21 protein-coding genes are annotated in these 24300 nt (G+C 64.5%); 14 read left to right on the forward strand and 7 right to left on the reverse strand.

Annotated elements, in window-relative coordinates; translation table 11 throughout:
• Positions 1-778 precede the first annotated feature (778 nt).
• A complete protein-coding gene (locus ABZW74_RS19325; protein ID WP_355278535.1) occupies positions 779-1648 on the forward strand; it encodes a 1,4-dihydroxy-2-naphthoate polyprenyltransferase in 870 nt (289 codons plus the stop codon).
• Positions 1649-1807: 159 nt separating this feature from the next.
• Positions 1808-2146 carry a hypothetical protein gene (locus tag ABZW74_RS19330; protein WP_355278538.1) on the forward strand — a complete coding sequence of 113 codons (339 nt, stop codon included), beginning with the start codon at positions 1808-1810 and terminating at the stop codon, positions 2144-2146.
• Positions 2147-2232: 86 nt separating this feature from the next.
• On the opposite strand, the gene ABZW74_RS19335 is transcribed toward ABZW74_RS19330, so the two are convergent.
• The 3 genes from ABZW74_RS19335 to ABZW74_RS19345 form a co-directional block, all read right to left on the reverse strand.
• Positions 2233-3111, reverse strand: a complete 879-nt coding sequence (locus tag ABZW74_RS19335) for a Clp protease N-terminal domain-containing protein (RefSeq protein ID WP_355278541.1) — start codon at positions 3109-3111, stop codon at positions 2233-2235.
• Positions 3112-3116: 5 nt separating this feature from the next.
• Positions 3117-3377: a helix-turn-helix domain-containing protein gene (locus ABZW74_RS19340; RefSeq protein WP_240859643.1), complete on the reverse strand. Its 261-nt coding sequence runs from the start codon at positions 3375-3377 to the stop codon at positions 3117-3119.
• An 88-nt stretch (positions 3378-3465) separates the two neighbouring features.
• Positions 3466-3987: a Uma2 family endonuclease gene (locus tag ABZW74_RS19345; protein WP_240859641.1), complete on the reverse strand. Its 522-nt coding sequence runs from the start codon at positions 3985-3987 to the stop codon at positions 3466-3468.
• A 103-nt stretch (positions 3988-4090) separates the two neighbouring features.
• Between ABZW74_RS19345 and ABZW74_RS19350 the strand changes: the two genes are divergently transcribed.
• From ABZW74_RS19350 to ABZW74_RS19360, 3 genes are all read left to right on the forward strand, one after another.
• Entirely contained in the window at positions 4091-4435 is a 345-nt protein-coding gene (locus tag ABZW74_RS19350) for a hypothetical protein (RefSeq protein ID WP_240859640.1), read from the forward strand.
• A 1-nt stretch (position 4436) separates the two neighbouring features.
• Complete coding sequence (locus tag ABZW74_RS19355; protein WP_355278545.1) at positions 4437-6776, forward strand: hypothetical protein; 2340 nt, start codon at positions 4437-4439, stop codon at positions 6774-6776.
• Positions 6777-7017: 241 nt separating this feature from the next.
• Entirely contained in the window at positions 7018-7287 is a 270-nt protein-coding gene (locus ABZW74_RS19360) for a hypothetical protein (RefSeq protein WP_240859630.1), read from the forward strand.
• Here the strand turns inward: ABZW74_RS19360 and ABZW74_RS19365 are convergent.
• Genes ABZW74_RS19365 through ABZW74_RS19380 form a run of 4 tightly spaced genes read right to left on the reverse strand, consistent with a single transcriptional unit; the run spans position 7277 to position 12386 of the window.
• Positions 7277-9802: an FtsX-like permease family protein gene (locus ABZW74_RS19365; RefSeq protein WP_355278548.1), complete on the reverse strand. Its 2526-nt coding sequence runs from the start codon at positions 9800-9802 to the stop codon at positions 7277-7279. The genes ABZW74_RS19360 and ABZW74_RS19365 overlap by 11 nt on opposite strands.
• Positions 9802-10491 carry an ABC transporter ATP-binding protein gene (locus ABZW74_RS19370; RefSeq protein ID WP_355278551.1) on the reverse strand — a complete coding sequence of 230 codons (690 nt, stop codon included), beginning with the start codon at positions 10489-10491 and terminating at the stop codon, positions 9802-9804. The genes ABZW74_RS19365 and ABZW74_RS19370 overlap by 1 nt, the downstream gene beginning before the upstream one ends.
• A complete protein-coding gene (locus ABZW74_RS19375) occupies positions 10492-11325 on the reverse strand; it encodes a glycoside hydrolase family 16 protein (RefSeq protein WP_240859625.1) in 834 nt (277 codons plus the stop codon).
• A complete protein-coding gene (locus ABZW74_RS19380) occupies positions 11322-12386 on the reverse strand; it encodes a glycosyltransferase family 2 protein (RefSeq protein WP_240859622.1) in 1065 nt (354 codons plus the stop codon). The genes ABZW74_RS19375 and ABZW74_RS19380 overlap by 4 nt, the downstream gene beginning before the upstream one ends.
• 344 nt (positions 12387-12730) lie before the next feature.
• On the opposite strand from ABZW74_RS19380, the gene ABZW74_RS19385 reads away from it, so the two are divergent.
• From ABZW74_RS19385 to ABZW74_RS19425, 9 genes are all read left to right on the forward strand, one after another.
• On the forward strand, positions 12731-13552 hold the full coding sequence (locus ABZW74_RS19385; RefSeq protein WP_355278555.1) for a glycosyltransferase family 2 protein: 822 nt from the start codon (positions 12731-12733) through the stop codon (positions 13550-13552).
• Positions 13553-13733: 181 nt separating this feature from the next.
• Positions 13734-15836 carry a hypothetical protein gene (locus ABZW74_RS19390; protein WP_355278558.1) on the forward strand — a complete coding sequence of 701 codons (2103 nt, stop codon included), beginning with the start codon at positions 13734-13736 and terminating at the stop codon, positions 15834-15836.
• Positions 15837-15952: 116 nt separating this feature from the next.
• Positions 15953-16780: a glycoside hydrolase family 16 protein gene (locus tag ABZW74_RS19395; RefSeq protein ID WP_355278561.1), complete on the forward strand. Its 828-nt coding sequence runs from the start codon at positions 15953-15955 to the stop codon at positions 16778-16780.
• A gap of 50 nt (positions 16781-16830) precedes the next feature.
• On the forward strand, positions 16831-17994 hold the full coding sequence (locus tag ABZW74_RS19400; protein ID WP_355278576.1) for a glycosyltransferase family 4 protein: 1164 nt from the start codon (positions 16831-16833) through the stop codon (positions 17992-17994).
• A 2-nt stretch (positions 17995-17996) separates the two neighbouring features.
• Positions 17997-19301, forward strand: coding sequence for an oligosaccharide flippase family protein (locus ABZW74_RS19405; RefSeq protein WP_355278563.1), 1305 nt, complete (start codon positions 17997-17999; stop codon positions 19299-19301).
• Positions 19298-20713 (forward strand): polysaccharide pyruvyl transferase family protein, encoded by a 1416-nt coding sequence (locus ABZW74_RS19410; RefSeq protein WP_355278565.1) that lies wholly within the window; start codon positions 19298-19300, stop codon positions 20711-20713. Before ABZW74_RS19405 ends, ABZW74_RS19410 begins: the two co-directional genes overlap by 4 nt.
• On the forward strand, positions 20703-22031 hold the full coding sequence (locus tag ABZW74_RS19415) for a glycosyltransferase (RefSeq protein ID WP_355278568.1): 1329 nt from the start codon (positions 20703-20705) through the stop codon (positions 22029-22031). Before ABZW74_RS19410 ends, ABZW74_RS19415 begins: the two co-directional genes overlap by 11 nt.
• 17 nt (positions 22032-22048) lie before the next feature.
• On the forward strand, positions 22049-23371 hold the full coding sequence (locus ABZW74_RS19420; protein ID WP_355278570.1) for a hypothetical protein: 1323 nt from the start codon (positions 22049-22051) through the stop codon (positions 23369-23371).
• Positions 23372-23381: 10 nt separating this feature from the next.
• Positions 23382-24182, forward strand: coding sequence for a hypothetical protein (locus ABZW74_RS19425; protein WP_355278573.1), 801 nt, complete (start codon positions 23382-23384; stop codon positions 24180-24182).
• The last annotated feature ends 118 nt before the right edge of the window (positions 24183-24300 follow it).

Below are 24300 nucleotides of genomic sequence, written 5' to 3' on the forward strand. Positions count from 1 at the left end.
ATGGCCCACCCCAAGCCCCCACGACACGCCGGACCAGTCACGACCGGCTCAGCTGACGTCAGGACCGAAACCCCACCACCCCCTGGGACTCTCCCGCGTCGCCGACAACAAGACTGAACATGGAACAACAGCTTCTGCCTTCCATCGGGCGAAGATGCCGCATGCGACCAATCCGCCCGCGATCGACACGACCACGAATCCAAGAAGCCAGTAGGCCATCTCTTTGGAGGGATCAATCGGATTACCTCCAACAGGCGGGGACTGTGCGACACGTCGTCCGAGCAGTGCCCCAACGAAGCCGACAGTAATCAGTCCAAGAGCGATTGCCGAGGCGGTTGCGCCGCTTGGCCAACGAGCGGTCATACCCCATGCAATAACCGCAATTAGAGAAACCGTGCACGCCACAAGCGCATTCTTCAGCATGTCCCTCTACCTTCTTGTCCGAACGGCGTCGAGATTCTGATCTTCATCGGAGGCTGTCCACCTCGATTACTAGGAGCCATTACAGCGCATTTACCACCGTGGGGTAGATGCTTTACCAAGGTCGGCGTCCAATTACGTCTCCGGCTGATGCTCGGCAATCCAACGTGCCCGCCAGTTGCGTCTGATCGAGCCACCGATAGGCGAGAATTCAGCCTTGCTTGAACGCACGTGCCCTCTGTGACACCACGCCAGCGCCAATTACGGCATCCAAACAGTTGGTCAGTCCGCGGAACGTGACCTGCAATCCGACAGTGGCAGTGTCCAATCACTGTCGGTCTCGTGACACGATGATGCAATGGCAACCGCATCGCAGTGGATCCAGGGCGCACGTCCTCGGACGCTCCCGAATGCCGTGGCACCCGTCGTCGCCGGTGTGGGCGCCGCGCTGCGGATAGACGACATCTCGTGGTGGAAGGCCGGGCTCGCACTGGTGGTGTCCTTGGCGCTGATCGTCGGCGTGAACTTCGCGAACGACTACTCCGACGGCATCCGTGGCACCGACGACGACCGGGTGGGTCCGATGCGGCTGGTCGGGTCGGGTGCGGCGAGCCCCGGCGCCGTGAAGTCGTCCGCGTTCATCTGCTTCGGGATCGCGGCGGTCGCGGGATTGGTGCTGGCGGTGACCACGGCGTGGTGGCTGGTGGCGGTCGGCGCCGTGGCGATCGCGGGCGCGTGGTTCTACACAGGCGGCAAACGCCCGTACGGGTACATCGGGCTGGGTGAGGTCGCGGTCTTCGTGTTCTTCGGGCTGGTCGCTGTGCTCGGCACGCAGTTCGTGACGGTCGGGTCGGTCGACTGGGCCGGCTTGGCCTCGGCGGTAGCTGTCGGGTCGTTCTCCACAGCGGTGTTGGTGGTGAACAACTTGCGCGACATCCCCAGTGACAGCGAGTCGGGCAAGATCACTCTCGCCGTGCGACTCGGTGATGCGGGAACCCGACGGCTCTACACCGAACTGTTGCTGGTGCCGTTCGTCATGACCGTCGTGCTGGTGTTGGCGACGTGGTGGGCGTTGGTCGGACTGCTCGTGGTGCCGCTGGTGTGGGTGGCCCTGCGACCAGTCCGTGCGGGTGCCCTGGGACCGGCGCTGATTCCCTCGCTCGGCGCGACCGGGCAGGCGATGCTGGCGTGGTCGGTGGTGACAGCGGTGGCGTTGGCGTTGGGCTGAGCCCGGCCGATTTCGTCCGATCGACGGTACCGGGTCGGTCTGGCGGCGTGATCGAATCAGCTCACTGAGTTCAACTCGCGGAGGGCAAGTGAGTGTGATTCGAAGGTCTGCAATCGCGATGCTGGTCGCGTTGTCGATAGCTCTGTGGGTGGGGCAACCGTGGCGACGCCACCCGCACAGGCAAGTACGGGCTGGATCTACATTTCGTTCCCCAAGTGGTTGGGCAACTGCCCGGCCGGCGGCTCGGTGTTCGCCATTCTCGCCGCTGTCGGCAACACGTGGACCACGGGCGGCAAATTCGACTGGGGCGATGACCTCGTTTACGCGAAGGTCAATCTGAACAAGTCTCAGCAAGTCAGCGCTCAGGTGTGGTGCGCGAAGAAGCCCGGGAAGACCAAGCCGGAGCGCTTCCCCATTTCCCACGCTGTCACACAGAGCATCAAGCCCACTCGCAATGGTCAGACCGTGTGGGTCGGTCTTTCGGGGGTCCGTTACTGATCTCGATCTGAGCAGATGAATTGAGCCGAACGAGAATGGACGCTGCCGACGGCAGCGTCCATTCTCGTTTCAGTTGGACCGGATGACTACACCCCGGCCTCGACCTCCGGCAACGATGCCAGCACTGCGGCCTTGAGATCGTCGGCGTTGGTGGCCGAATCGATCACGGCGCGCGACGCGGCGTCGGCGGTGTCGATGATGCCGAGCAGCAGGTACTCGGCCCGCAGCGAGCGGTCGCCGCGCTCACGCGCGATCTCCACTGCCTTGCCGAATGCCTCCCGGGTCTCCTTGGCGAAGCGTGGTCGCGAACCCCGGCCGCGCGGGCCGCGGCGTCCGCGTCCGGCTTCCCAGGGGTTGCCGGCCTCGTCGTCGAACCCCGGGCCGAACGGTCCGCCCGGACCGAAACCACGGGGGCCGAAACCACCGGGGCCGGACCCAAAGCCGGGCCCACCGGGACCGAATCCACCGCGGGCTTCGTGTCCGTGTCCGTGGTGACCGCGCCGCCCACGTCCACGACCGCGGGGTCCGCAGCCGTCGGGTCCACTGCCGTCGGATCCCCTGCGACGTCCGCGTCCGCGCGGTTCACGCTCTCCCCAGCCTTCGCTGAGGTCTTCGCCGAAGCGATCGCGTACCGCGGAACGCAGCTTGTCGAGGTCGATGCCAATGCCGCGCAGGGCTTCTCGGTCTTCGTCGTACCGCTGCTGGGCAGTTTCCTCGGCGGCCTGATCGTCGGCGGCCTCGGACTCCTCGGAATCCTGCTGGGCATGGAACTCCCGCACCACGTCCCGCGCGCCGGCCAGCGTCAGCCCCTGCTCACCCAGCAGGGCGAACAGCGGACTGCGCGCATTGCACAGCATCCCGAGGATCAGGTGATCGTTTCCGAGGTGGTTGTGGGACAGGTCGCTCGCCTCTTGGACGGCGAACCCGATCATCATCTTGTCGTCTCGTGTGAACTGACCAAACATGGTTGTTACTCCTTCTCGGCCCGATCGCGGGCCTCACGTTGTGAATGTTTCTGATGCACGGCCTGGCGGCTGATCTGCAGTACCTCCGCGATCGCCTGCCAGCTCCAGCCCGCGCTGCGGGCGTTGGCCACGTGGATGTCTTCCAACCGGTCGGCCAGTGTGCGCAAGGCACGGACCGCGGCGAGACCCTCAGCCGGATCACCACTCGTGGCAGCGCCGGTCAGGTCGCCTTGGGCCTGATCTGAGTTGTTCTCGTCGTCGTGCATGATGTCAGGTTATCTTGACAGGTCGAGGATGTCAATAATTCTTGACGACCGGGTTTGAGGTCCTTCGAATGCATGTGTTGAGCTGGTCTTACAGCGCGTCGAGATCGATGACGAGGTCGACGGGACCGGCCATCTGATAGGTGCCGGCGTGCGCCTCGCCGCGGTATCCGGCCGGGGTCAGCTCGAGTGCTGTCATCGCGCGATCGGCGGGGTCGACGATCCAATAGAACCGGATGCCCGCCTCCGCGTACTCGCTGAGCTTGGTCACGCGATCGGTCCGTCGCGACCCCGGGGAGATCACCTCGATGACCACGAGGACATCGGTAACGGCCACGGCATCGTCGGCGGTGGCCGTGCAGACCACGACGTCGGGCACTCGGACGGTCGGCGGAGGCCGGTGAACGACGACGATCTCCACCTCCGGCAACGCTTCCAGGTCAGCCGGCAGCTGAGAGGCGAGTTGGGTCAGCAACCGAGCAATGACGCGCGCATGCGTCTTGCCGGGTCGGGGCGAGCGGATGTGCACGCCTTCCTGAAGTTCGCTCCGAGCGCCCTCGTCGACCGGCAACGCACGCCAATCATCCAGCGAGAGAAGCCGGGGTCCGTTCATGCTTTCGAGGATAGCCATCAACGCCCGTGGGCTGTGGACAATTCTGCCGAGGCTGTCTCATACGACGCTAGTCTCAAGCCATCGACAGACGGGGGGAATCACAATGACACCGACACCTGTGATGGTCGACCCATCCGAACTACGCACAGCTGCACGAAATTTCGATGTCACCATGGGCTTCGGAGGACCGGAGTGGCCCCCGACGTCGGCACGGGCGCGGCAGGAGTTCATGTTCGCCGGGACCGGCCTGGACGGGCTGCAGACTCGTGCTGCGCTACGCGAGTGCATGGATGGCGTCGCGTCGGCGATCGCGGTGATCGGTGGACGACGGTCGGCGTGGAAATCGTTGCTCGAGCGCGCCGCCGACGAGTACACCGGCACCGATATGTCGGCGGCCAACAGGCTTGCCGCACTGGGGGATCTGAATCGTCCCCCGCGAGGACGCTGAGGTGGCCCTCACCAAGGAGCAGGTCTACGCCCTGGACTTCTCGAACATGCCGCCCGCCGCGAAGGCGGCCTCCAGCTATGCCACCTCGACCGCCCACGACGCCAGGACCACCCGCGACACCATCTTCGGACTCGACTGGTCGGGCGGAGCGCGGGCTGTCGCAACCGACCGCGCGGCAAGGGAATACACGCAGCTGAACCGGTTGTCGGCAGCTTTCACCTCACTGTCCACGACCATCATGCGCGGGCATACGGCGATGTCGGATCTGGCCGGGGATCTGAAGCAGACCGCGTCGGCCTACGAGGCGGACAGTTATCGCGTCGACAGCGACTGGTCGGTGCGTGACACGTACAACTACGCGACGGCGGAGCAGGTCGCCGGCGACGACCGGATCGCGATCGATGCTCTACGAAAACTCAAGGCGGCACGCGCGCAGATTGCGAGCAATGGGCAACGCACACTGCAGAAGTGGGCGTCGGACCTCGGTGCCGCAGATTTGCGAACGGCAGCGGCGATACGGGCCGCACTCGCCCGACTCGGCGAGATGGCGCCGCCCGCTGCGGGTTTGAGTGCGGGCTTGGCACGAGACATCGTCGACGCCCTCCTGCGCGGCGGTGCCCTGACCCCCGAACAGATGGCAGCACTCCGGGCAGCCTGCACCTTGCCACCCGAACGGCTCCGGGCCTTGCGGCTCGGACGGCCGGTCGACATCCCGCAGGGGCAGTATGACTTCCTCCGCGCATTGGCGCTCGGCCTCAACGGCAAATCCGTCGCCGATATCGTCGGCCTCGGCTCAGGCGACCAGAAGCGGCAGATCCAACGCTTCCTCGCCAACGGCCTGCAGATGGTCAGCACACCACAACTGACGACACGCGGCGGCGATCGCGGCGGGATGCGCGTGGTGCCCGCATCGATTCGAAGTTTGCTGACGGACAATCTGGTTCAGGGAGTCCACCAGCACCAATCGGGCCAATACGGCACGGAAACTACCGACCGTCTCCGCGTCCCACGGATCAAAGAGCTCCAGTTGCTGACGGAGTTCCTCCAACAGGGCGATCGCGGGCTCCGACTCGGCACCGACATCGACCGAGGCCTCTTCAAACAAGCTTCGGAGATCGCCGGGGCCGTCGGCAAGAAGCCGATGAGTATCGAAGGAGCGGGCCTCATCCTGACAGCCGATCAGACAACCGACCTGCTCAACCGAACCTTCCAACTCGCCGGCCAGGACACGACTGCCGTCCACGACTTCATCACCGGCCAGAACATGGACGTCACCATGCCCGACGGTGCGCACTACAACGCCGACCATCATCTGGATGCGCTGTTCCAGTATCAGTGGGGCGACAAGCCCGGCGGGATCGACAGCCTGTTCTCGTGGATCGGAGAGAGCGCCGGTGCACGCGACAATCCTTTCCTCGCACGCGAAGCCGCCGAATCGGCGACTGCTCTGGGGCACTACTTCGGCGACAAGACCAACGTCGCCATCGGGCAGGATCTCGGTCTCGGGAGCCCGCACCTCACTCAGACTCTGGCCAGATCGTTCGCGCCGTATCTGGGCGACTTCGCCGGCACGTTCTACGATCTCGGCATTCCCAAGTACGGCGCGGGAGAGCTGTCGCAGATCGAATTGCAACGTGTCTTCTCGACACTCAACTCGGACCCCACAGCGGCCGGCATGGCACACCGAGCAGGCACGCAGTGGCAGCTCTACCTCGCATATCAGGCGGGGGCCCACGACGCTCCACAACTCGGGAAGGTGGTCGGGTTCTTGGGCGCCGCGATGAAGGAGGGCTGGACCACCGAGTGGGCACATCTCAAGGAAAGCGCGTACCAGGGACAAATGGCCGAGTACGAACACGACATGAAAGCGGCAGCTCTGACCCGGAACTTGATCTCAGCGATCCCCCACCCGGCGATCCCCGTCATCAATGCGCTCGTACCACCGGACCTTGAACAGTCGATCTTCGGTCCCCCGCCTAATCCCGATGAAATAGAAGGCAAAGAACTTAAAGAATACAAGACGGAGCCTACGTTCAATGATCCGAATGAGTTCAATTTTGTGTACTTCGCCGGCGTGTTGAGCACACACCCAGGACTTCGCCACCAATTCGAGGCGTGCCTGGACGAGAACGGAGTCCTCGACTGGAAGCTGTTGGACCAGTATGACGATCATGGCGGCAAATACACGAAATGGATTGGCGAGAACATGACCAAATCCGGTTGGGAAAAGGTGTACAACGATGGTGCCAGAGCGCCGGACAATCCGAGCCAACCGCTTCCCGGAACGATTCCGGCACTTCCGCCGGACGACCGGAATCCTGGTGCCGGGCCCGGGGGATGATCACCGGGTGGTGTCTTCGCGGCTCCTCGCGGGAGTGCCTCCAACAACGCACGCCGACCCACCTCCGCTCCCTGAGGTGCTCGAGGCGCTAGCCGAGAGTCTCGAAGGGCTGGTGAGACAGGGCAATTGGGCGGCCATGCAGCGACCGTCACGAGGCCTTCGAGGCTCCTCGCTAGCGCTCGTCGCACCTCAGGCAGCGAAATTTCGGGTCGAAGATATACCTTCAACTACTAGGAGTCACATGTCGATCGAACTCGAGGGGTTGTCGCCGCTCATCGTCGCAGCGCTGAAGTCGCCGCCCGGAACCACGCGGGAGGATCTCGTGCGCGAGTTCCCGGAGCTCGACCCCGATCGGGCCGACGAGGACGAATTTCAACGACGCTATGCCGACGCCAGATACGCATGGCACCAACGGAACTCGTGGGAGCAGATGCCCGAGGAGGTCGATCGGGAGATCGTCGAACAGATCCGTGCGGAGATGGGCCACCAAGCCAAGTCCGCTACTCGCTGAGGATCGACTCGCTGATGTTCATCCGCGCCGCCCGCATCGCGGGCACCAGGGCGCCGACCAGACACAGCACGACGGCAGCGCCGACGAAGATCAGGATCGTCGGCCTGGGTGCGTAGATGACCTCGAGAGCCGTTGTGGCACTGAGGATGCGATTGCTCAACAGGTGAAGTGCTGTGCCGAGGATCAATCCGAGGGCGGATCCGACCAGCGCCACGGCAGCCGCTTCGGCCAGCACCATGCGGGACACGAACTTTCGCGAGGCCCCCATAGCACGAAGGACGCCGAGCTCGCGTCGTCGTTCGATCACCGACAGCAGCAGAGTGTTCAACAGGGCCACCGCTGCGGCGGCCGCCACGATCCACTGGATCGCGATGGTGAACGCTCCTGCTTGTTGCACCTGGTCCTGCGTCGCCTTGAGCGCTTGCGCACCGGTGTAGACGCTGACCGGCTTGCCGCCAGTGCCTGGATGCGCGACAGCGATCTGTTCGAGACGTCCACGGATAGCAGCCTCGTCGGCATCCGGATCCGTCAGCACCTGCAGGTACGTGTCGCCGGATCGGGAGAACCACTGCGCCATCAAAGCATTGGATATCGCTCCGGTCCCCGATCCGATGGAGACATAGTCGACGGTGTCGCGCACCACCAGTTCGTGATAGCCGGTGGGGGTGGCCAACCGAACGGTGTCGCCGACCCCGGCATCGAGCACACGCGCCAACACGTTCGACAACAGGATGCCGTCACCCGCGAGTACCTGACGCACCGCGTCGGCGGATGCCTTGCGCATGAACGGTGCCTTGGATCCCGGCTCGATGCCCTGGATCAGCGCGCGGTCGGGACCGATGTTCACCGTCGCCCACTGGCCGCCGATCACCTCGTTGACTCCGGGAATCTGCTCGGCCTGCGCCTTGATCTCCGGTGCGAGGATCGGGCCCACCGGCACCTCGTCGGCCGTCGCCGATGACACGCAGAAGTCGGGATCGCCGAGGCCGTCGAGGGAGCTCGAGATGGACGAGATCATATTGTCCAGTGCGCCAGAGGTTCCCATGCCGACGGCGATCGCGACGGCCACGGTCATCAGGGTCGCCCAGGCCCGCCGCGGCGAGCGTTCGGTGTTCACCGACGCCAACTGGCCGGGTCCACGGAACCACCGCGCGACGCGCACCACCACCCAGCACAGCGGCGCACTCAGCGCGAAACACAGCAACAGTGCACCGATCGCATAGACAGCGCCTGCGAGAATCGCTGGGCGGCCGGGCACTTCCTGCACGATCACCCATGAACCGATCAGGGTCGCGAGCCCGGCCACGGCCGCGATGATCACCGCCGGTCCGCGTCGGGCGTGGGCGTCGGCGACCTCGCCGGGCACCATCGCCTCCACGGGAGACACCGCGAACACCGACCGCGCAGCCAGCGTCGTCGCACCGACACAGGCGATCACACACGCCAGCACCGCTATCACCGGCGCGTACCAGGGTAAGTGGTAGGCAATCTCCGGCAACGCCGACGATGCCGAAGGTGCGGGCAACTGGCTGATGGCAGCGCGGCCGGCCAGAATGCCCAGCGGCACACCGATCACGCCACCGACGAGGCCGAAGATCGCGGCCTCCCCGAGCAAATCGCCAACGAGATGCGACCGCCGGGCTCCGAGAGCACGAATCATGGCCAACGAACTGCGCCGTGACGCTACCGCCATGTTCATCGTGTTGAACACCAGAAACGCGGCAATCACCAACGACACCAACGAGACCAGCAGCGTCGAATCACGGGTCACGGAGCTCGCCTGCTCCACCTGCTCGGCACGGAATCCCGGGTCCACCACGACCGCTCGGCCGTCGACGATGCGCTCCACCTCGCCACGAAGACGGTTGGTGTCGGCGCCGGGCTGCGCGACGATGAGGATCGAGTCCACACGACCGTCCAGACCGGTGAGCTGTTGCGCCAGGCCGAGATAGGCGAACACGAAGTTGCCGTTGTTGAGTGCCGCCGATTGTGCACCGTCGACCACATCCACCACGGTCACGTCAATGTCGTTGATGCGCAGCTGCTGTCCCTTGCGCAGGCCCGCACCCGCACCCGCGACGATGCCCGAGTCGAGGTTCTCGGCGAGTGCACCGGACGACGTTCCCGCGGCGTCGCGCAGATCGCTCGACAGCGCAGTCGCGCGGAGATCCGAGCCGAGCAGGATGATCGACTTGCCCTCGACCACAATCGAATTGCGAATCAGCGGGACCACCGACTTGGCGTCGGGTAGGCCACGTTTGATCTCGCCGACCAGGTTCGCGTCGACGCCGGAGTCGGCGATCGCGGCGACCTCGACCTGAGCGGCACCGGTGATGGCATTGTTGAACTCGCGCACCGACTGCGTCATCGATCCGTAGGTGCCCAGCACCGCGATCAGCAGCGCCGACGCCACGATCACCACCGACAACGACGTCACGACGCGGAGTCGGTGCGTGCGGATCTCCCGGAGATTCAGCACGCGGATGCGCGTGAATCCCGTGAGGAATCCGCGCATCAGGCGATCTTTCCGTCGGCGACGGTGATCGTACGGTCGGCCACGCCGGCCGCCTTGGGGTCGTGGGTGACCATCACGACGAGCCGGTCGGGTGCGTCGTGCGCGACGTCGGCGAGGAGGTCCAACACCGATGCACCGGTCTTCGAGTCGAGATTGCCGGTCGGTTCGTCGGCGAGCAGGATCGTCGGGTCCATGATCAGCGACCGCGCGATGGCCACGCGCTGCATCTGCCCGCCGGACAACTCCGACGGCCGGTGGTCGACGCGGTCACCGAGCCCGACCTGTTCGAGCAACTCGACGGCGCACGGCTTGGCCTTGCGCAGCGATCGGTTGTCGAGCAGACGCGGCAACGCGACGTTCTCCCACGCCGACATCGTCGGGACCAGATTGAAGAACTGGAACACGAAGCCCACGCGCGTGCGCCGGAAGGCCGACGCCGACTCGTCGTCGAGGCTGCCGAGGTCCACACCGTCGACGGTGATGGTGCCCGACGTCGGGGTGTCCAGTGCACCCAGAATGTGCAGAAGCGTGCTCTTGCCTGCCCCAGACGGCCCGACGATGGAGACGAACTGCCCACCGTCGATGCTCAGATTCAGGCCGTCGAGCGCCCGGACGGTCTGCTCCCCCATCTGGTACTCACGCACCAGATCGACCGCCTCAACGAGCGGCCCTTCCCCACCAGCGGACATTCACGGATGGTAGCGCACCCAGTCGACGGTCATTCGTGCCGGAAAGTCGGTCGCTGGACTGACCGGACCGGGCCAACGCCCACCCACCGCCAGGTTGAGCAGGACATACATCGGTTTGTCGAACACCCAACGCCCGTTGGCAGGAAGCGTCGCGGGAGTGTAGACACTGATCACCTTGCCATCGATCAGCATCGCGATCATGCCGCGCGACCGATACACGCCATACACGTGGAAGTCGTCGGACTGCCCCGCAAATTCGCCGGCCATCGTCTTCTGCCAATGACCACCGGTCGTCGTGGGCCCGTGCAGAGCGGTGTGCCAGCTGGCTCCGTCGTTGACGAACTCCATGATGTCGATCTCGCCGGATGCCGGGTACCCGACCGTCGCGATGTCAGTGCCAAGCAGCCAGAACGCGGGATGCAAGCCGGTGCCGCGCGGTGTCGCGATCCGGGCTTCGATGAGGCCGGTCGTGAAGGCGAACTTGCCTCGCGTCGTCAAACGGGCAGAGGTATAGGTGTTCCCTGAACGGCGCGCTTCGATGACCAGGCGGCCCTGTCCGTCCAGTCGGGAATTGGAGCGATCATTGGTATAGACCTGCTTCTCATCGTTGCCCCAACCGCCACCGCCGACGTCGTAGGTCCAGACCGAGGGATCCGGTGCTGCTCCGGCCGCGCCGTTGAACTCCTCTGACACCGCAGCTGACGCCACCGGAACCAGGCGCGGCGCACCTTGGGCCGGAGGCACGCCAAGAATCGGCACGAGAGCCGATAAGGCAATCGCCGACACTGCGACGGCGAGCCCACGTAGGCCGTAAGACTCTGCGGATGAACTCATTTCGATCCTCCGGAGGCAGCGTCGGTCACCTTGTACGAATCTCCGACGACGCGCAGATGTAGAGGGGTCAGCCGATCCGGGATCGCCGCCCCAGTGGTGCGTCCACGGACGTAGCCGAATGTCGTCGTGAGCAGACCACCGGCCAAGACCACGGTCTGCGCTGCAAGATCCACGCGCTGCCGGACACCAGCGCTCGTCCCGACCACCCGACTCAATCGACCGAGAATCCCGCGCGGCAAAACGTACATGGTGTACCGGCGCTCGCTCTGTAATCCGTCCGCGCTACCGACGAGTCCAGACACCGCCGCTTTGGAGATCCCCTCCGCGTGGCACCGGCGCAGAAAGTACCGAATCGTCACGCGATCGGCACTCACCCGGTGTCCTACTGACGCGGCAGGAACGTGCATCATCCGTGCGCCCGGCCTGCGCTGGCGGATGCGGATGCACAGCTCGGTTTCCTCGCACCCCAGTGGAGTCTTGCCGACGCGTCCAAGGCCCGTATGGAAGCCTTCCGCGGCCATCACGTCGTCTCGGCGAAGGGACATGTTGGCGCCGATGAAGTTCCGGACCTCCGCAACCTCGGTCGGCGAACCGGTGTAACTGCAACCGACGACCCAGTTGAACTCCGAAGGGAACCAGCCCGGACGTACGCGATCGGGCCACCGCGGACGGACGTGTCCGCCTACCCCGCGAACATCGTCCGAATCGTAGGCTGCGACGAGTTCGGCCAGCCATTCGCGGTCGGCTGCCGCATCGTCGTCGAGAAACGCGACGATGGCCGTAGTGGCCCGCGCGACGCCCGAGTTCCGAGCCCCGGACAGGCCGCGCGGCCCGGTGCTGTGGATCACCGTCACCATCGATTGGAAATCACACCGCCACACGAACGCGGTCAACTCGTCGGCCAACGGCCGATTGTGGTCTACGACCACCAGACACTCTGCCGGTTTCAGCGACTGTCGCACAACGGATTTGATCGCGTCGCAGATGTCGTTCCACCGATCATGGGTGTACGCACAGATGATGACGGTGACGTCAGCGCCACCCAGAGCCCCCGAACTCATGCGACTAAGTATGCGCCGAGAACGGCTTGGCATCGACCTGCAGGTGCTTGCAAGTGAGAGCAATCACAGCAGAGGGTCACATGCATTTGATTGCATGTACGCGTAACTAACTGCCCCCCAAGTGATTACGTCAATTCTTCACCCCGAAGAGCCGAATCGGGAAAACAATCGCGCCGATTTACGGAGTTGCGCCCAACCCCGGAAGGCCTCACTCTTGACCTCGGGTGAGATGGCCACTGCGGTGGGAGATTTCGCCCGACACACCGGCGACATCGATGCCGCACCGCGCGGACATCGGCTGTTCACCGCCTATTAACCAGCATCCTATTTCGGGGGAATGAGGAATGCGCCTTCCACATCGTGATGTCTCCGTCATCGTGCCGACTCGGAACGAGGCGAAGAACCTTCCATATGTTGCCAAACGCATGCCGGACGGCATAGCGGAGATCATCGTCGTCGACGGTGGCTCGACCGACGGCACGCTCGACGTCGCTCGATCGCTCTGGCCACACGCACGCCTGATCCAGCAGACCCGCAAGGGCAAGGGTAATGCCCTGGCCTGCGGTTTTGCGGCCGCCAAGGGCGAGATCATCGTCATGATCGATGCCGACGGTTCCACGGACGCCGCCGAGATCCCGATGTTCGTCCAAGCGCTCTGCGATGGTGCCGACTTCGCCAAGGGTTCCCGTTTCACCTACCGTGGCGGTAGCTCCGACATCACCCGCTTGCGCCGCTTGGGCAACCTGGGACTCAACGGCATCGTCAACCATCTCTACTCGGCCCGCTTCACCGACCTCTGCTACGGCTACAACGCCTTCTGGCGTCATTGCCTACCGATCATCAACATGCCTGATCCGGCCCTCACCGAACCACAGTGGGGTGACGGATTCGAGGTCGAGACCCTGATGAACATCAGGGTCGCACGGTCCGGACTGGATATCGCCGAAATCGCCAGCTACGAGCGCGACCGCATCCATGGCGAGAGCAATCTGAACGCAGTCAGCGACGGAATCCGGGTTCTGCGAACCATCTTCGACGAGAGGGTGGCGGTCGAGAAGACGGCCGAGCCCGCTCCGGCAACACCCAATCGGGTTGGCGCGATGCGTGTTCGGCTGGGCCGGGCCATCGCCGGAACCGACAACCTCGAGGTCGCCGGCGCGGCCTGAGGTTTCACCCACCCCGACCGGGGTGTTGCGGACACAGAAGACCACCGCGGGCTCGCTCGCACATGCCGACATGTGCGAGCGGTTCCGCGATGCTTGCCTCTGTGCGGTCTGCCAAGGAGGTAGCACGATCGCCACAACAATCGAGCCAGCAGCAACTTTGCCTGCGGTCGACAACTCTGCAGTGTCCGGCAATGGCCGGGCATCAGAACCGTTGATTGCCGGCGCTTCCGGTGCACTGGCCCTATGCACATTCTTCGACATACCCCCCACGCTGCGGCTCCTGCTGCTCTTGCCACTGATCCTGGCCGGGTTCGGCGCAGCAGTATGTGTTCCGGTACGTCCGGCCACCCACCTGAAGCTGGCGCTGTATCTGGCACTCGGTCTCGCCGCACCTATCGCGCTGGGCACGGTCCTGGTCTGGGTTGGGTGGTATTCCGCTGCGGCGGTGACCATCACGCTCGCCACCGTGTGCCTGGCGTCGAGTGCAGTCGCCCTGCGAACGGAGCAGCGCCGAACCGAGGCCATTGAATTGGTGCAGCGTTCAGTGCTGGGTTGCGTCCCGGCAATGGCAGCACTGTGGTCCCGACGAATGGCGGCATTGGGAGTGGCCGCAGTCCTCTGGGTGACCGGCCTGATGACACTGTGGCGGACCGAATTCGGCTTGTTCGGCCTGATGTTCACGGTGGGCGGCGTGTTGCTTGCTGCGTGTCTCGTCACCCTGATCTGCGTCTTTGTTGCCTGCCTCGTCGCCGACGACACACCCGGTGCGGTGATCACGATCCTCGGGACCATCGTCGCCATCCGAGTGACGGCGACATTGCTGACCGATGTACCGATCTACTCCTGGACCTACAAGCACATCGGGTTGGTCGACTACATCAGCAAGGAGTCCACCCTCCCTCCCAGTTTCATCGACATCTACTCGAGTTGGCCCGGATTCTTTGTCGGCGGCGCCTGGTTCAGTGACACCACCGGAATTGCCCCAACGGACGTCGCGCACTGGTTTGCTCCGGCGACCCATGTGCTCCTCGCCTTGTCTATCTGGGGTCTCGGTCGGGCGCTCGGCGGATCATCGAAGGCCGCCCTGATCGCTGTGATGTGCGCGGAGCTCGTCAATTGGGTTGGCCAAGACTACTATTCGCCGCAGGCGATCGCGATGATCATTGCGATCACCGTGCTGGCGCTCTTGGTCGGCTCCAAGACCGACACCGGTACCGCGTACTACGCTCTCCCACTGTTCGCCGTTGTCGTCGTGACCCACCAGTTGACTCCGGTCTGGTTGCTCATCTGCGTTGTTCTCCTCACCCTGCTCAACCATGTCAGGCCGATCTGGTTCGTCGGAGCGTTCATTGCGATATTCGGTGCGTTCATCGTGCCTCGCATACCGTGGATTGTTCACTACGGTGGTTTCACCGGGGCGAATCCGTTGAAGAACTCGAAGACGAATCTGCCGAACCTTCCTGGTGACTCATTGGCGCGCACCGTGCTTCAGGATGTCGACCGTGCGGTGTTCCTCACCGTGTGGGCTGCCGCCGCAATTGCCTTCATCTATCTGTGGCGACATGGGCGTCGGGACCTTGCACTTCCAGTGATAGCGTTCTCGCCCGGACTCCTGCTCGGCGGCCAGAGCTATGGGGGCGAGGCGATATTCCGCGTCCTGTTGTACTCGTTGGTCGGATGCTCGGTCCTGGTGGGCATCGCCGCTGACAAAGCCCTGTTCGGGCCCGCGAGCGGACCCGAGAGGACGCGAGGTTTCACGCTGCGGCGCAAGGCCGTGGTAATGGCGGTCGCGATGACTATCGTCGGCGTCAGTGCCCTGCACAGCTACTACGGTGGCTGGTCTTACATCCAGTTGACCCGTGGTCAAGTGACCATGAGTCAGGAGATTCTTGCCGAAGCAGAGCCGTCCACAGTGATCGTCCAGATCGGCCCTTCTGGATGGCCTCCGAGGGCGACAGCCGACTACGTTCGCCTTGCTGAGGCCAACCCAGGCTACGACAAGGCACTGATCTTCCTCAAAGAGTCGATGGCCCGAGGCTTTCCAACTCCAGAGGACATGCGATTCCTGGTCAGACTCGGGGCAGGGACCGGGGGAAAGTTCTACCTCGTCCTGCCTCGCCAGATGTCGGCGTACAGCGACTACTTCGGTTACTTCCGCAAGGGCGCAATCGAAATCCTCGTCTCCCTTCTGGACGAGAATCCCAACTTCGTCCGATTCCACACCGATGCGGACACCATCATCTTCATGTACCACCACACCCCTACGGACCGTGAGCCGTGGTGACTGGTCGAAGCCATCTATCAAGGGGGACAATTATTTTCACCAAAACCACCGCGGCCGCGCGGCGATACGTGACGACACTGTTCGCCACGCCGAACGGAGCCAAGGGAACCCCTGCATTGCTGATCGCCGGCGTCCTGATAGTCACAGCGGGGCTTGCGATTACCGGCTCCGTGGCGGCCTCAGCGGCCGACAAGGAGTCGCGAGACCGCTTTCAGGTCGATCCGAACCTCCGGATCGTGTCGTCCGACGAGTTCAACGGCTCGGCGGGGACGCTGCCGAGCGCACGGCTGTGGAACATCAGACAAGGTGGCGGAGGATGGGGAAACCGCGAAAAGCAAGTGTACACGGCGTCTCCCAACAATCTCTCGCTGGACGGTAGCGGGAATCTGCGTATCGTGGCGCGGCGAGACGGCAGCCAGGTGACATCTGCCCGGATCGACAGCAACGGCAAGATGGGAATGTCTGCCGGGGTCCTTGCGGTCCGGGCGAAACTTCCGGAAGGCCAGGGCATTCACCCGGCGATCTGGATGCTCGGGTCGAGCATCGACGTCGTCGGCTATCCGGAATCCGGCGAGATCGATATCTTCGAACTCGCCAACACCTGGCCGAACAACTCGGTTGGCGCCATCGGCCCCCGCACCAACCTCGCCGACAAGACGCCGTGGAAGGTGCAGAAGGCGGTACCGCCCAGTCAACTCGGAGACCCCGACGGCTATCACGTCTACTGGGTGGATCGCACGAAAGGCCATATCAGAATCGGTATCGATGGTCACGAGGTCTTCACGGTCGGACTCGAGGACCTACCGCCACAGTCGGTCTGGGTGATGGACGATCCGTTCTTCCTGGTGCTCAATGTCGCCGTGGGCGGCGACTGGCCGGGCGCTGCCGGCATCGGTGCGCTGCCGGCAGAGATGAGCGTCGACTGGGTGAGGTTGTACGGGTGAACGACCTCCTCAGCGACTCTCGACACTGCTCCGAGCCAATCCGTGTTCTGGTGCTGGACCAAGGCCCAGGACTGTGGGGTGCTCAGAAATACCTGCTGCGCTTGCATCCGCTCCTGGCTGCGATGGGGATCGAGTTCACGCTTGGGTGCCCACCCGATCTCGAGCAGTATCGCTACTGGCACGATCACGACCTGCCAGTTGTGCCGATGCCACTTCCCGTCGAACGGTCGATCCGCGACGGCGGAAGAATCAGCCTTCGCCGGACAATCTCCGAGGCCGGCCGATCGGCGTCGACACCGCGTCGCATCGCCCGTGAAGTCCGGAGCGGCGGTTACCAACTCGTGCTCGCCAACTCACACTGGACCCACCTCGACGCGGCTGTCGCAGCCCGCATGTGGGGTGTACGAACGGTACTGACACTTCACGAGACACCGGTGCCGGGAGTTGGCGCCGGACTTCGTGACGTTGCCATCGCATCCGCCAATCACTCAATTGCGGTGAGCAACTCGGTAGCCGACACGGTGGCCGCCCGGCTGCGACGGCGGGTGACGGTGATTCAGAACGGAGTCGACACCGCTCGTTTCGCCCCGGCCTCCGGTGACGCGGTGAGACGCAGGATTCGCGCCGAGGCGGGTCTGTCGGTTGACCGGCCGATCGTGCTGGCAGCGACCCGGCTGGATCCGAGCAAGCACATCGAGGATCTCATCGTGCTTGCCGACGCCATCGGTCATGCGGCGACGGTGGTTGTCGCCGGTTCCACCAGTGCCTACCCCGAGTACGAGGCCCAAATGTGTTCTCGTGCCTCCGCCTTGCCCGAACCCGCAATTCGATTCCTCGGCGCGCGCAACGACGTTGCGGATCTGTTGGCAGCCGCCGATGTCTTCGTGCACACGGGCCTCGTCGAAGGAATGCCGCTGGGCTTGGTCGAGGCACAGGCGACCGGCGTTCCGGTGGTGGCCTACGAGGCAGCCGGCGTTCGCGAAGCTCTGCGCGACAACGTATCTGGATATGTCATCGCGCCTCGGGATCGTGCGGGGCTGACCCAAGCGGTCACCAGGCTGTTGGGTTCGGTGGAGACCCGACGATCCTTTTCCGCGGCGGCTCGCGATCATGCCCTTGCGCATCACGGCATCGACTCACAGGCGGCGGCGAACGCGGCCGTCCTGCGCAGGCTCGCGAAGCCTCGCGAGCACGCAGGCCCCGGGAGGCGGTGACGGTGGCTGTATCTCCGAGTACCCAACGACGCCTACGGCGACGAAATCCATTCGCGCGTTTCAGTTCGACACCACTTGCCGTCGATTCGGTCGCGCTCATCGTCACCTCCGCGTTGTCGGCGGCGACCGGCATCGCGTTCTGGACGCTCGCGGCACGCCTGATACCACCACATGAACTCGGAATCGAGACGGCGGTGCTGTCGTTGATGACCACCGCCGGGGCGGTGGCCGCATCCGGTCCGGGAAACGCGATCACTGCGATGATCCCAGCATCGGATGCAGCCGGTCGTCGTCAGCGTCTGCTCGAAGCCATCACGATCGTCGGAGTAGGCGCCCTCGTCACCGGCGCGGTCGCTGGAGTCGTGGGAGCGTTGACCGTCGGCGAGGCATCGGCGCGCACCACCGTGGTCATCGCGCTGGGATCGGTTGTCCTGGCCTTCTTCACATTCAAGGACACCGTGCTCACCGCACTGTCGGCGGCTCGGCGACTGCCACTGCTCAATCTGGGAGTCAGCGTCCTCAAGGCGGCCGCGCTGCCGATCGCCTTGCTGGTGGCGCTGCCGATGAGTGCGGTGACCGCGTCGCTGGTCGCCGCGACGATCGGTATCGCCCTCGTCGCCTGGATGGCGCCGCCGCTCGTCGGGCACAATCTCGCGCCCGTAGGAATGGTCCGCGAACACAAACGGAGTGCGCTGCTTGTCTTTTCACTGCGGGACGGGACGGCGAGCCTGGTCTCGATGGGAGTCCTGCTCGCGGCTCCGTTTCTCACGACATGGCTGGCGGGGCCGGTTCAGGGAGCGATCCTCGCGTTGATGCTGCCCATCGCGCAGAGTCTGGACTTCGTCTCCATCGGCGCTGCGATGGCACTCACCAAACACCTAGCCACCGCACGCGAGCCGCGACAGGTGATCGTCCGGGTCTGGTGGGTGAGTCAGGCTGCGGTCATCGCCGTCGCGCTGGGCCTGATCGTGACGGCACCGGTGCTCTTCGAGCTGTTCGGCGACGGATACGACCATCAAACCCTCTGGCTCACCCTCGCCGTGCTATGTCTCGCATCGATTCTGCGTGTCAGCTTTGTCGTCTGGGCCGCGGTGTTGCGGGCGTCGCTGGCCACCCGCGCGCTGCTCGTCACCAACTTCGCCACGAGTGTGATCACCGTGCCGTTCCTGGTGATCTCGATCATCGCGTGGGGCGCGGTCGGCGCTGCCGTCGGGGCATGCGTCGGCTCGTTGGTTGCGGGTCTCGCCGGCCTCATCGGCCTGACCCGGGGAAAGCATGCCCTTCGAGTCCAGGAGGGATCCGCATGACGGAGGTGATCGGCTCGATGGTCCCCCAAGCGTCGCGGCCTGCCGCACGCCGGCCCCACATCGTGTTGGTGAATGCGTGGCACGATGACAACAAGGGCGACTCAGCGATCACGGAGGGCGTACTGAGTCTCGCCACGCACGTGAGTCCGCATGCGACGGTCAGCGTCGTTGGACTCACCGAGAACCCCGATCAGGGCAATGATGCGATGCGCCACATCGCCCGAAGGCGCCCGGATGCCGTTCTGCTGCCCAATCCGATGCCGTCGGAGCTCCGCGGACGGGATGACGCGTCACCACTCGTCGACGTCCCGATCTGGTTCTCCCGCCTGTTGTCACCTGCCGCCGCAATGGCTTTCGGCCGCGTGCCGCAACGCTACCGGCGCATCTTCGCCGATGCCGATCTCGTTGTCGGCGTCGGCGGCTCCAACCTGTACACCGACGCATCGGTACAGCCGGTGGTGAGCCTCGCCCGGCTGTTCACCTTGGCGGCACCACTGACCGCTGCGAGCAGAATGGGTATTCCGACCGTACTGCTCGGCCACACGCTTGGCCCCTTCCCCGCCTCACGGCCCGCCGCACGCCGGCTCGCCGCCCGGATGCTCGGCGGGGCAAACCACACCGTCGTCCGCGACGAGAAATCGTTGACGGTTGCGCGCGAACTCGGTTTGGCGAAGCCGGAACTCGCACCAGATATGGCTTACGCCATCACCTCCGACAACAGCTCGCGGGTCGATGCGGCGGTGACGGCCGTCCCCGCCGAGATGGCAAGGACCGCAGTAATCGCCATGCGTGCGCATCCCTCGCTGGAGGACGGCGCGAACGATCGGGTCATCGCCCAGATCATCGACGCAACAGCGACACTGCGCCGAACCGGGCTCATCGATCATGTCCTCGTCGTCGCACACACCTTGGGTCCTACCCGTATCGAGGACGACCGCCCGATCTCCCACAGGCTGCACGCCGCGTTGGACCGGCACCAGATACCCGCGTCGTATGCCGACGAGGATCTGAGTCCCACCGAGCTGGCTGCGCTGTACGGGCGTGCGGCCTGCATGATCGCCGTACGGCTACACGCCGCAGTCCTGGCAACTCTCTCGGGGACACCGACTTTCGCAATCGCCTACTTCTCGTCGAAATCCGAGGGCGTGATGCGTGCGTCGGGTCTCGGCGATGCGGTCGCCGGCTTTGCCGAGGTCACCGGCGGGCACATCGCCACCGCGCTGGGCCGTCAGATGAACTCGCCGAGCGCACGATCGCGCCTGGCCGCGATCACGGATGGTCATCGAACAAACTTGCAAGACAGGGCATGCCAATGGTTCGCCCCAGTCACCGATCCCCACGCCGCGGGACACCACGTCGGCCGCGATGAAGACGACTCCTACGACAAACCGAGGACAAACAATGGAAGCTGAGCAGATCGACACACTCGCGCCAGTGCTGGGTGGCGACGGCCCACCCACGACCGAAGACGGCCGCTGGATCGGCGAAGTGCAGCTGTCACAACCCTATGCGGACACGGTCAAGGCGCTGGACTCCGACGGGTACCAGCAGGCGCGACTGCTCGTGCGCAACGGCCGGACCGTCCTCGGGTTCATCGAAGTGGGCATCGACGACGGGGTGATTCTCGGTCGCGAAGTGTGCCGCGAGATGTCACGGCTACCCGAGCGGGCCGCGCACGACTCGGTGCCAGCAGATCTTCCGCCCGTGTCCGTGGTGCTGTGCACACGAGATCGCACCGCCGCAGCGACACGTGCCGTCGAATCTCTGCTGGCGATGGACTATCCGCAATTCGAGGTGGTGGTTGTGGACAACGCGGCCACCACGCTCGATACGTGGCGTTACGTCGATTCGCTGGCCGACCCACGAGTGCGGGCGATCCACGCCTCGGTACCCGGTCTGGCTGCGGCGCGTAACCGAGGACTCGAAGCCGCCACCCACGCGATAGTTGCCTTCACCGACGACGACGTGGTGGTCGACAGATACTGGCTGGAGCGCCTGGTTGCGCCCCTGTCGGACCCGGCGGTGGCCTGCGTGACCGGACTTGTGCCCGCGGCACAACTACGGACTGCTGCCCAGTGCACCTTCGAGCAGCGGGTGCGCTGGGCGAACAGTCTCGAACGTCGCGAATACCGCCGGGACGATCCGTCGCACGGAAAGCTCTTCCCGTTCCGGGTAGGCGATTATGGCACCGGTGCGAACTTTGCGGTCCGCCGTTCGGTCGCGTTTGCCCTAGGTGGTTTCGACGAGGCACTGGGAGCCGGATCACCGGCGAAGGGCGGCGAAGACATCGACTGGTTCGTGCGGACCATCGTCGCCGGTCACACGCTGGTGTTCGAACCGGATGCAATCACCTGGCATCAGCATCGCGACGACGACGACGCGTTGTCCGCGCAGGCACATGGGTACGGTCTGGGACTTGGCGCATGGCTCACCAAGATCGCCTTTGATCGCGACCTAGCGCCGCTTGCGCTTGCCCGCGCCGGTTCGGCCGTGGCACATCTCGTGACATCGTTTTACGGGCGTGCCAAACCGCGTTCTGCCCCATCGGTTCCCAGCGTCACGGGTGCCGCCCGCGCCGAGTTCTCGGGCCTCATCGCCGGACCACGAGCTCTGCTGACGGCACGGTCGCAAGGCCGAAAGCCGAAGCCGTTCCGCCACTTCGGACATCTCACGGCAAGCGAGCGGGCTGCGCCACCCAAGCCCGAGCCGAGCGGGGGTGGTACGCCATGACACTTGCACCACAACGTATGTCAACCACGGGGGCCGACGCCGTGCGGTCGGTCAAGCCCACCCGACTCGACCTCGCGCGCGGCGATTCTCGCGTGATCGTGGCGATGGGTCCGGTGCGGGTCCCCACTGTCAGTAGCCTGACCGCCGATCTGCTTCGGCTGGGGTGGATTTCGGCCGGAAACCGGCTCGGGATCATCCGGGTTCCAGGCAGCCGGACATGGCATTACGACCCCAACCTTCTCCTGCATGCGGTGCTTGACTGGCACACCGCATTTCCTGACACCGTGGACTTGACCATCCAGGAGAAGCTCGCGCTCTTGCACTCGTCTGAGCCGACACCACTCGGTTTGCGGATCTACATCGCCGACGATTATCTGATCACCGACATCCCGCACGGCGTGTTCGACGGTGTGATGGTTGTCCAGCTGTGGCTGTACTTGACGCGATACCAACCGGATTCGACACCGACGTGGGCGGGGGCGCCAGAGGTCACACCACACATTGCGCAGTCGCTCGCGCGTCATATCCGGTCCGACCCTCGACTTCTCATCGCACTCGCACGCGCAACTTTCAGTAGGCGACACGCGCCGTCGACGCCGGATGCTCACTCACGCAAGGTCGACGATGAGAAGTCGCCGACCTCACCAGAGGCATCGACCTGGTGCACGCGATCGGCACAGCTGCGATCAACCAACCTCACCGCACTGCGCCGATGGCGCGACTCGAACACACCCGGCGTCTCGGTGGCGGTGCTCCTGATGACCGTCTTGACCCGTGCGATGCGAGAGGTCGGGGTTGAGCTGGCCCCGCATGTCCACGTCGTGGTCGACGGTCGGCGATACGACCCGGCGATTCGCAATTGCCTCGGAAACGCGGCGGTTGGATTGAATCTTCCTTTCTCCGAGCCATATTCGCCGAGACTGCTGCAAGATGAGCTCGCCGACGCACTCACCTCAGGACGTCCACTGGCGGCGATGCTCGCCATCTCGTTCGGCCAGTGGATGTCGACAAGACGGCGAAAAGCACGCTCTGAGGCGACCGACGAACCGGTCACAGCGCAATCCGCGACGGTGTTGTCCTTCAGCCACTTACTCGGGCTCGACGACATGCCCGACGGCGCCTGGCTCGGCGGTTTCGACGCACACGTGTTCAGCGCACTGACCGAGCCTGCAGACCCCCGCGGCATTGCGCTGCTGATGCCGATGATGCGAGACCGATATGACTTGTCCGCATCCTTCGACACCCGCTACCACTCCATCGACAGAGTCGACGCAGCCTTGCGCCTCGCCACCGAGCACGCCGTGTCGTTATTGGACGCGAAAGGCACCGAAAGTGGGTGATCACATGCACATGACCGCTACGTCCAGGCAGGTCGGTGCCATCTACGCGATTCTTGTCGCCGCCGTTGTCGCGGCGGTTTCGGGATGCAGCGTGCTGGGCACCAATCCTGCCACCACATCACAACAGTCCTCCGGAATCGTCTCCGATGAGCTCGGTCCGGACATGCGAGCCTACCGCCAGGAGAACCTCAAACCGGCCGGAATCCTGGTCTGGTTCCACGGAATGGATTCCGATGGAACCGAATTCGACCACGACCCACGACAGCGACACTTCGCGGAGCCGCTCATGCGCAATGGGTGGGTCATCGTGTCGGCCAATGCGGGCGGCAACTCCTTCGGCAACGACGCAGCTCTGCGCGAGTACCGCGCACTCATCGGTGCAGCTCGAACCCGCTACGGCACAACACGTCTACAGTTCGCGTCGGAGTCGATGGGCACCGTCGCCGCCTTGCGGCTGATGGCGGAGCCGGCCTATCGAAATGTGAACGGACTCATCGGGATTTCGCCACTCACCGGAATCCCACCGACGCTGCGCGGGGTGGATTTCATCGAGGCAGCCTGGGGCGGTACGGTTCCCGATCGCGCCGATCCCCTCACCTTCTACCCACAGCGGTTCGCGGGCAAGCGGTTCCGGTTCTACTACTCCACCACCGACACCGTCGTCCCGTCTGGCGCAGGCGCCCGCGCCTTCGCGATCAGGTTCGGCAAGGTGGCCGACGTCGAACTCGTCGAGTGCCGTGGGGATCACGCAGACCCGACGTGCTACCAGGGCGATGATGCGCTCGCGTTTGTGGGAGGGGCGTCGCGGTGAGATCCCATTCCGCTGGCTAGGTGCGAGCCTCGAAGACATCCCAGGGGTCCAAGTTGTCAAGCGGCTTGGTCGTTGCGGTGTGCCCAGGCGGTGGTTTCGTCGTAGGGTTTCCCGGTTT

This window comes from Gordonia sp. NPDC003585, from assembly GCF_040610755.1.
GTDB lineage: Bacteria > Actinomycetota > Actinomycetes > Mycobacteriales > Mycobacteriaceae > Gordonia.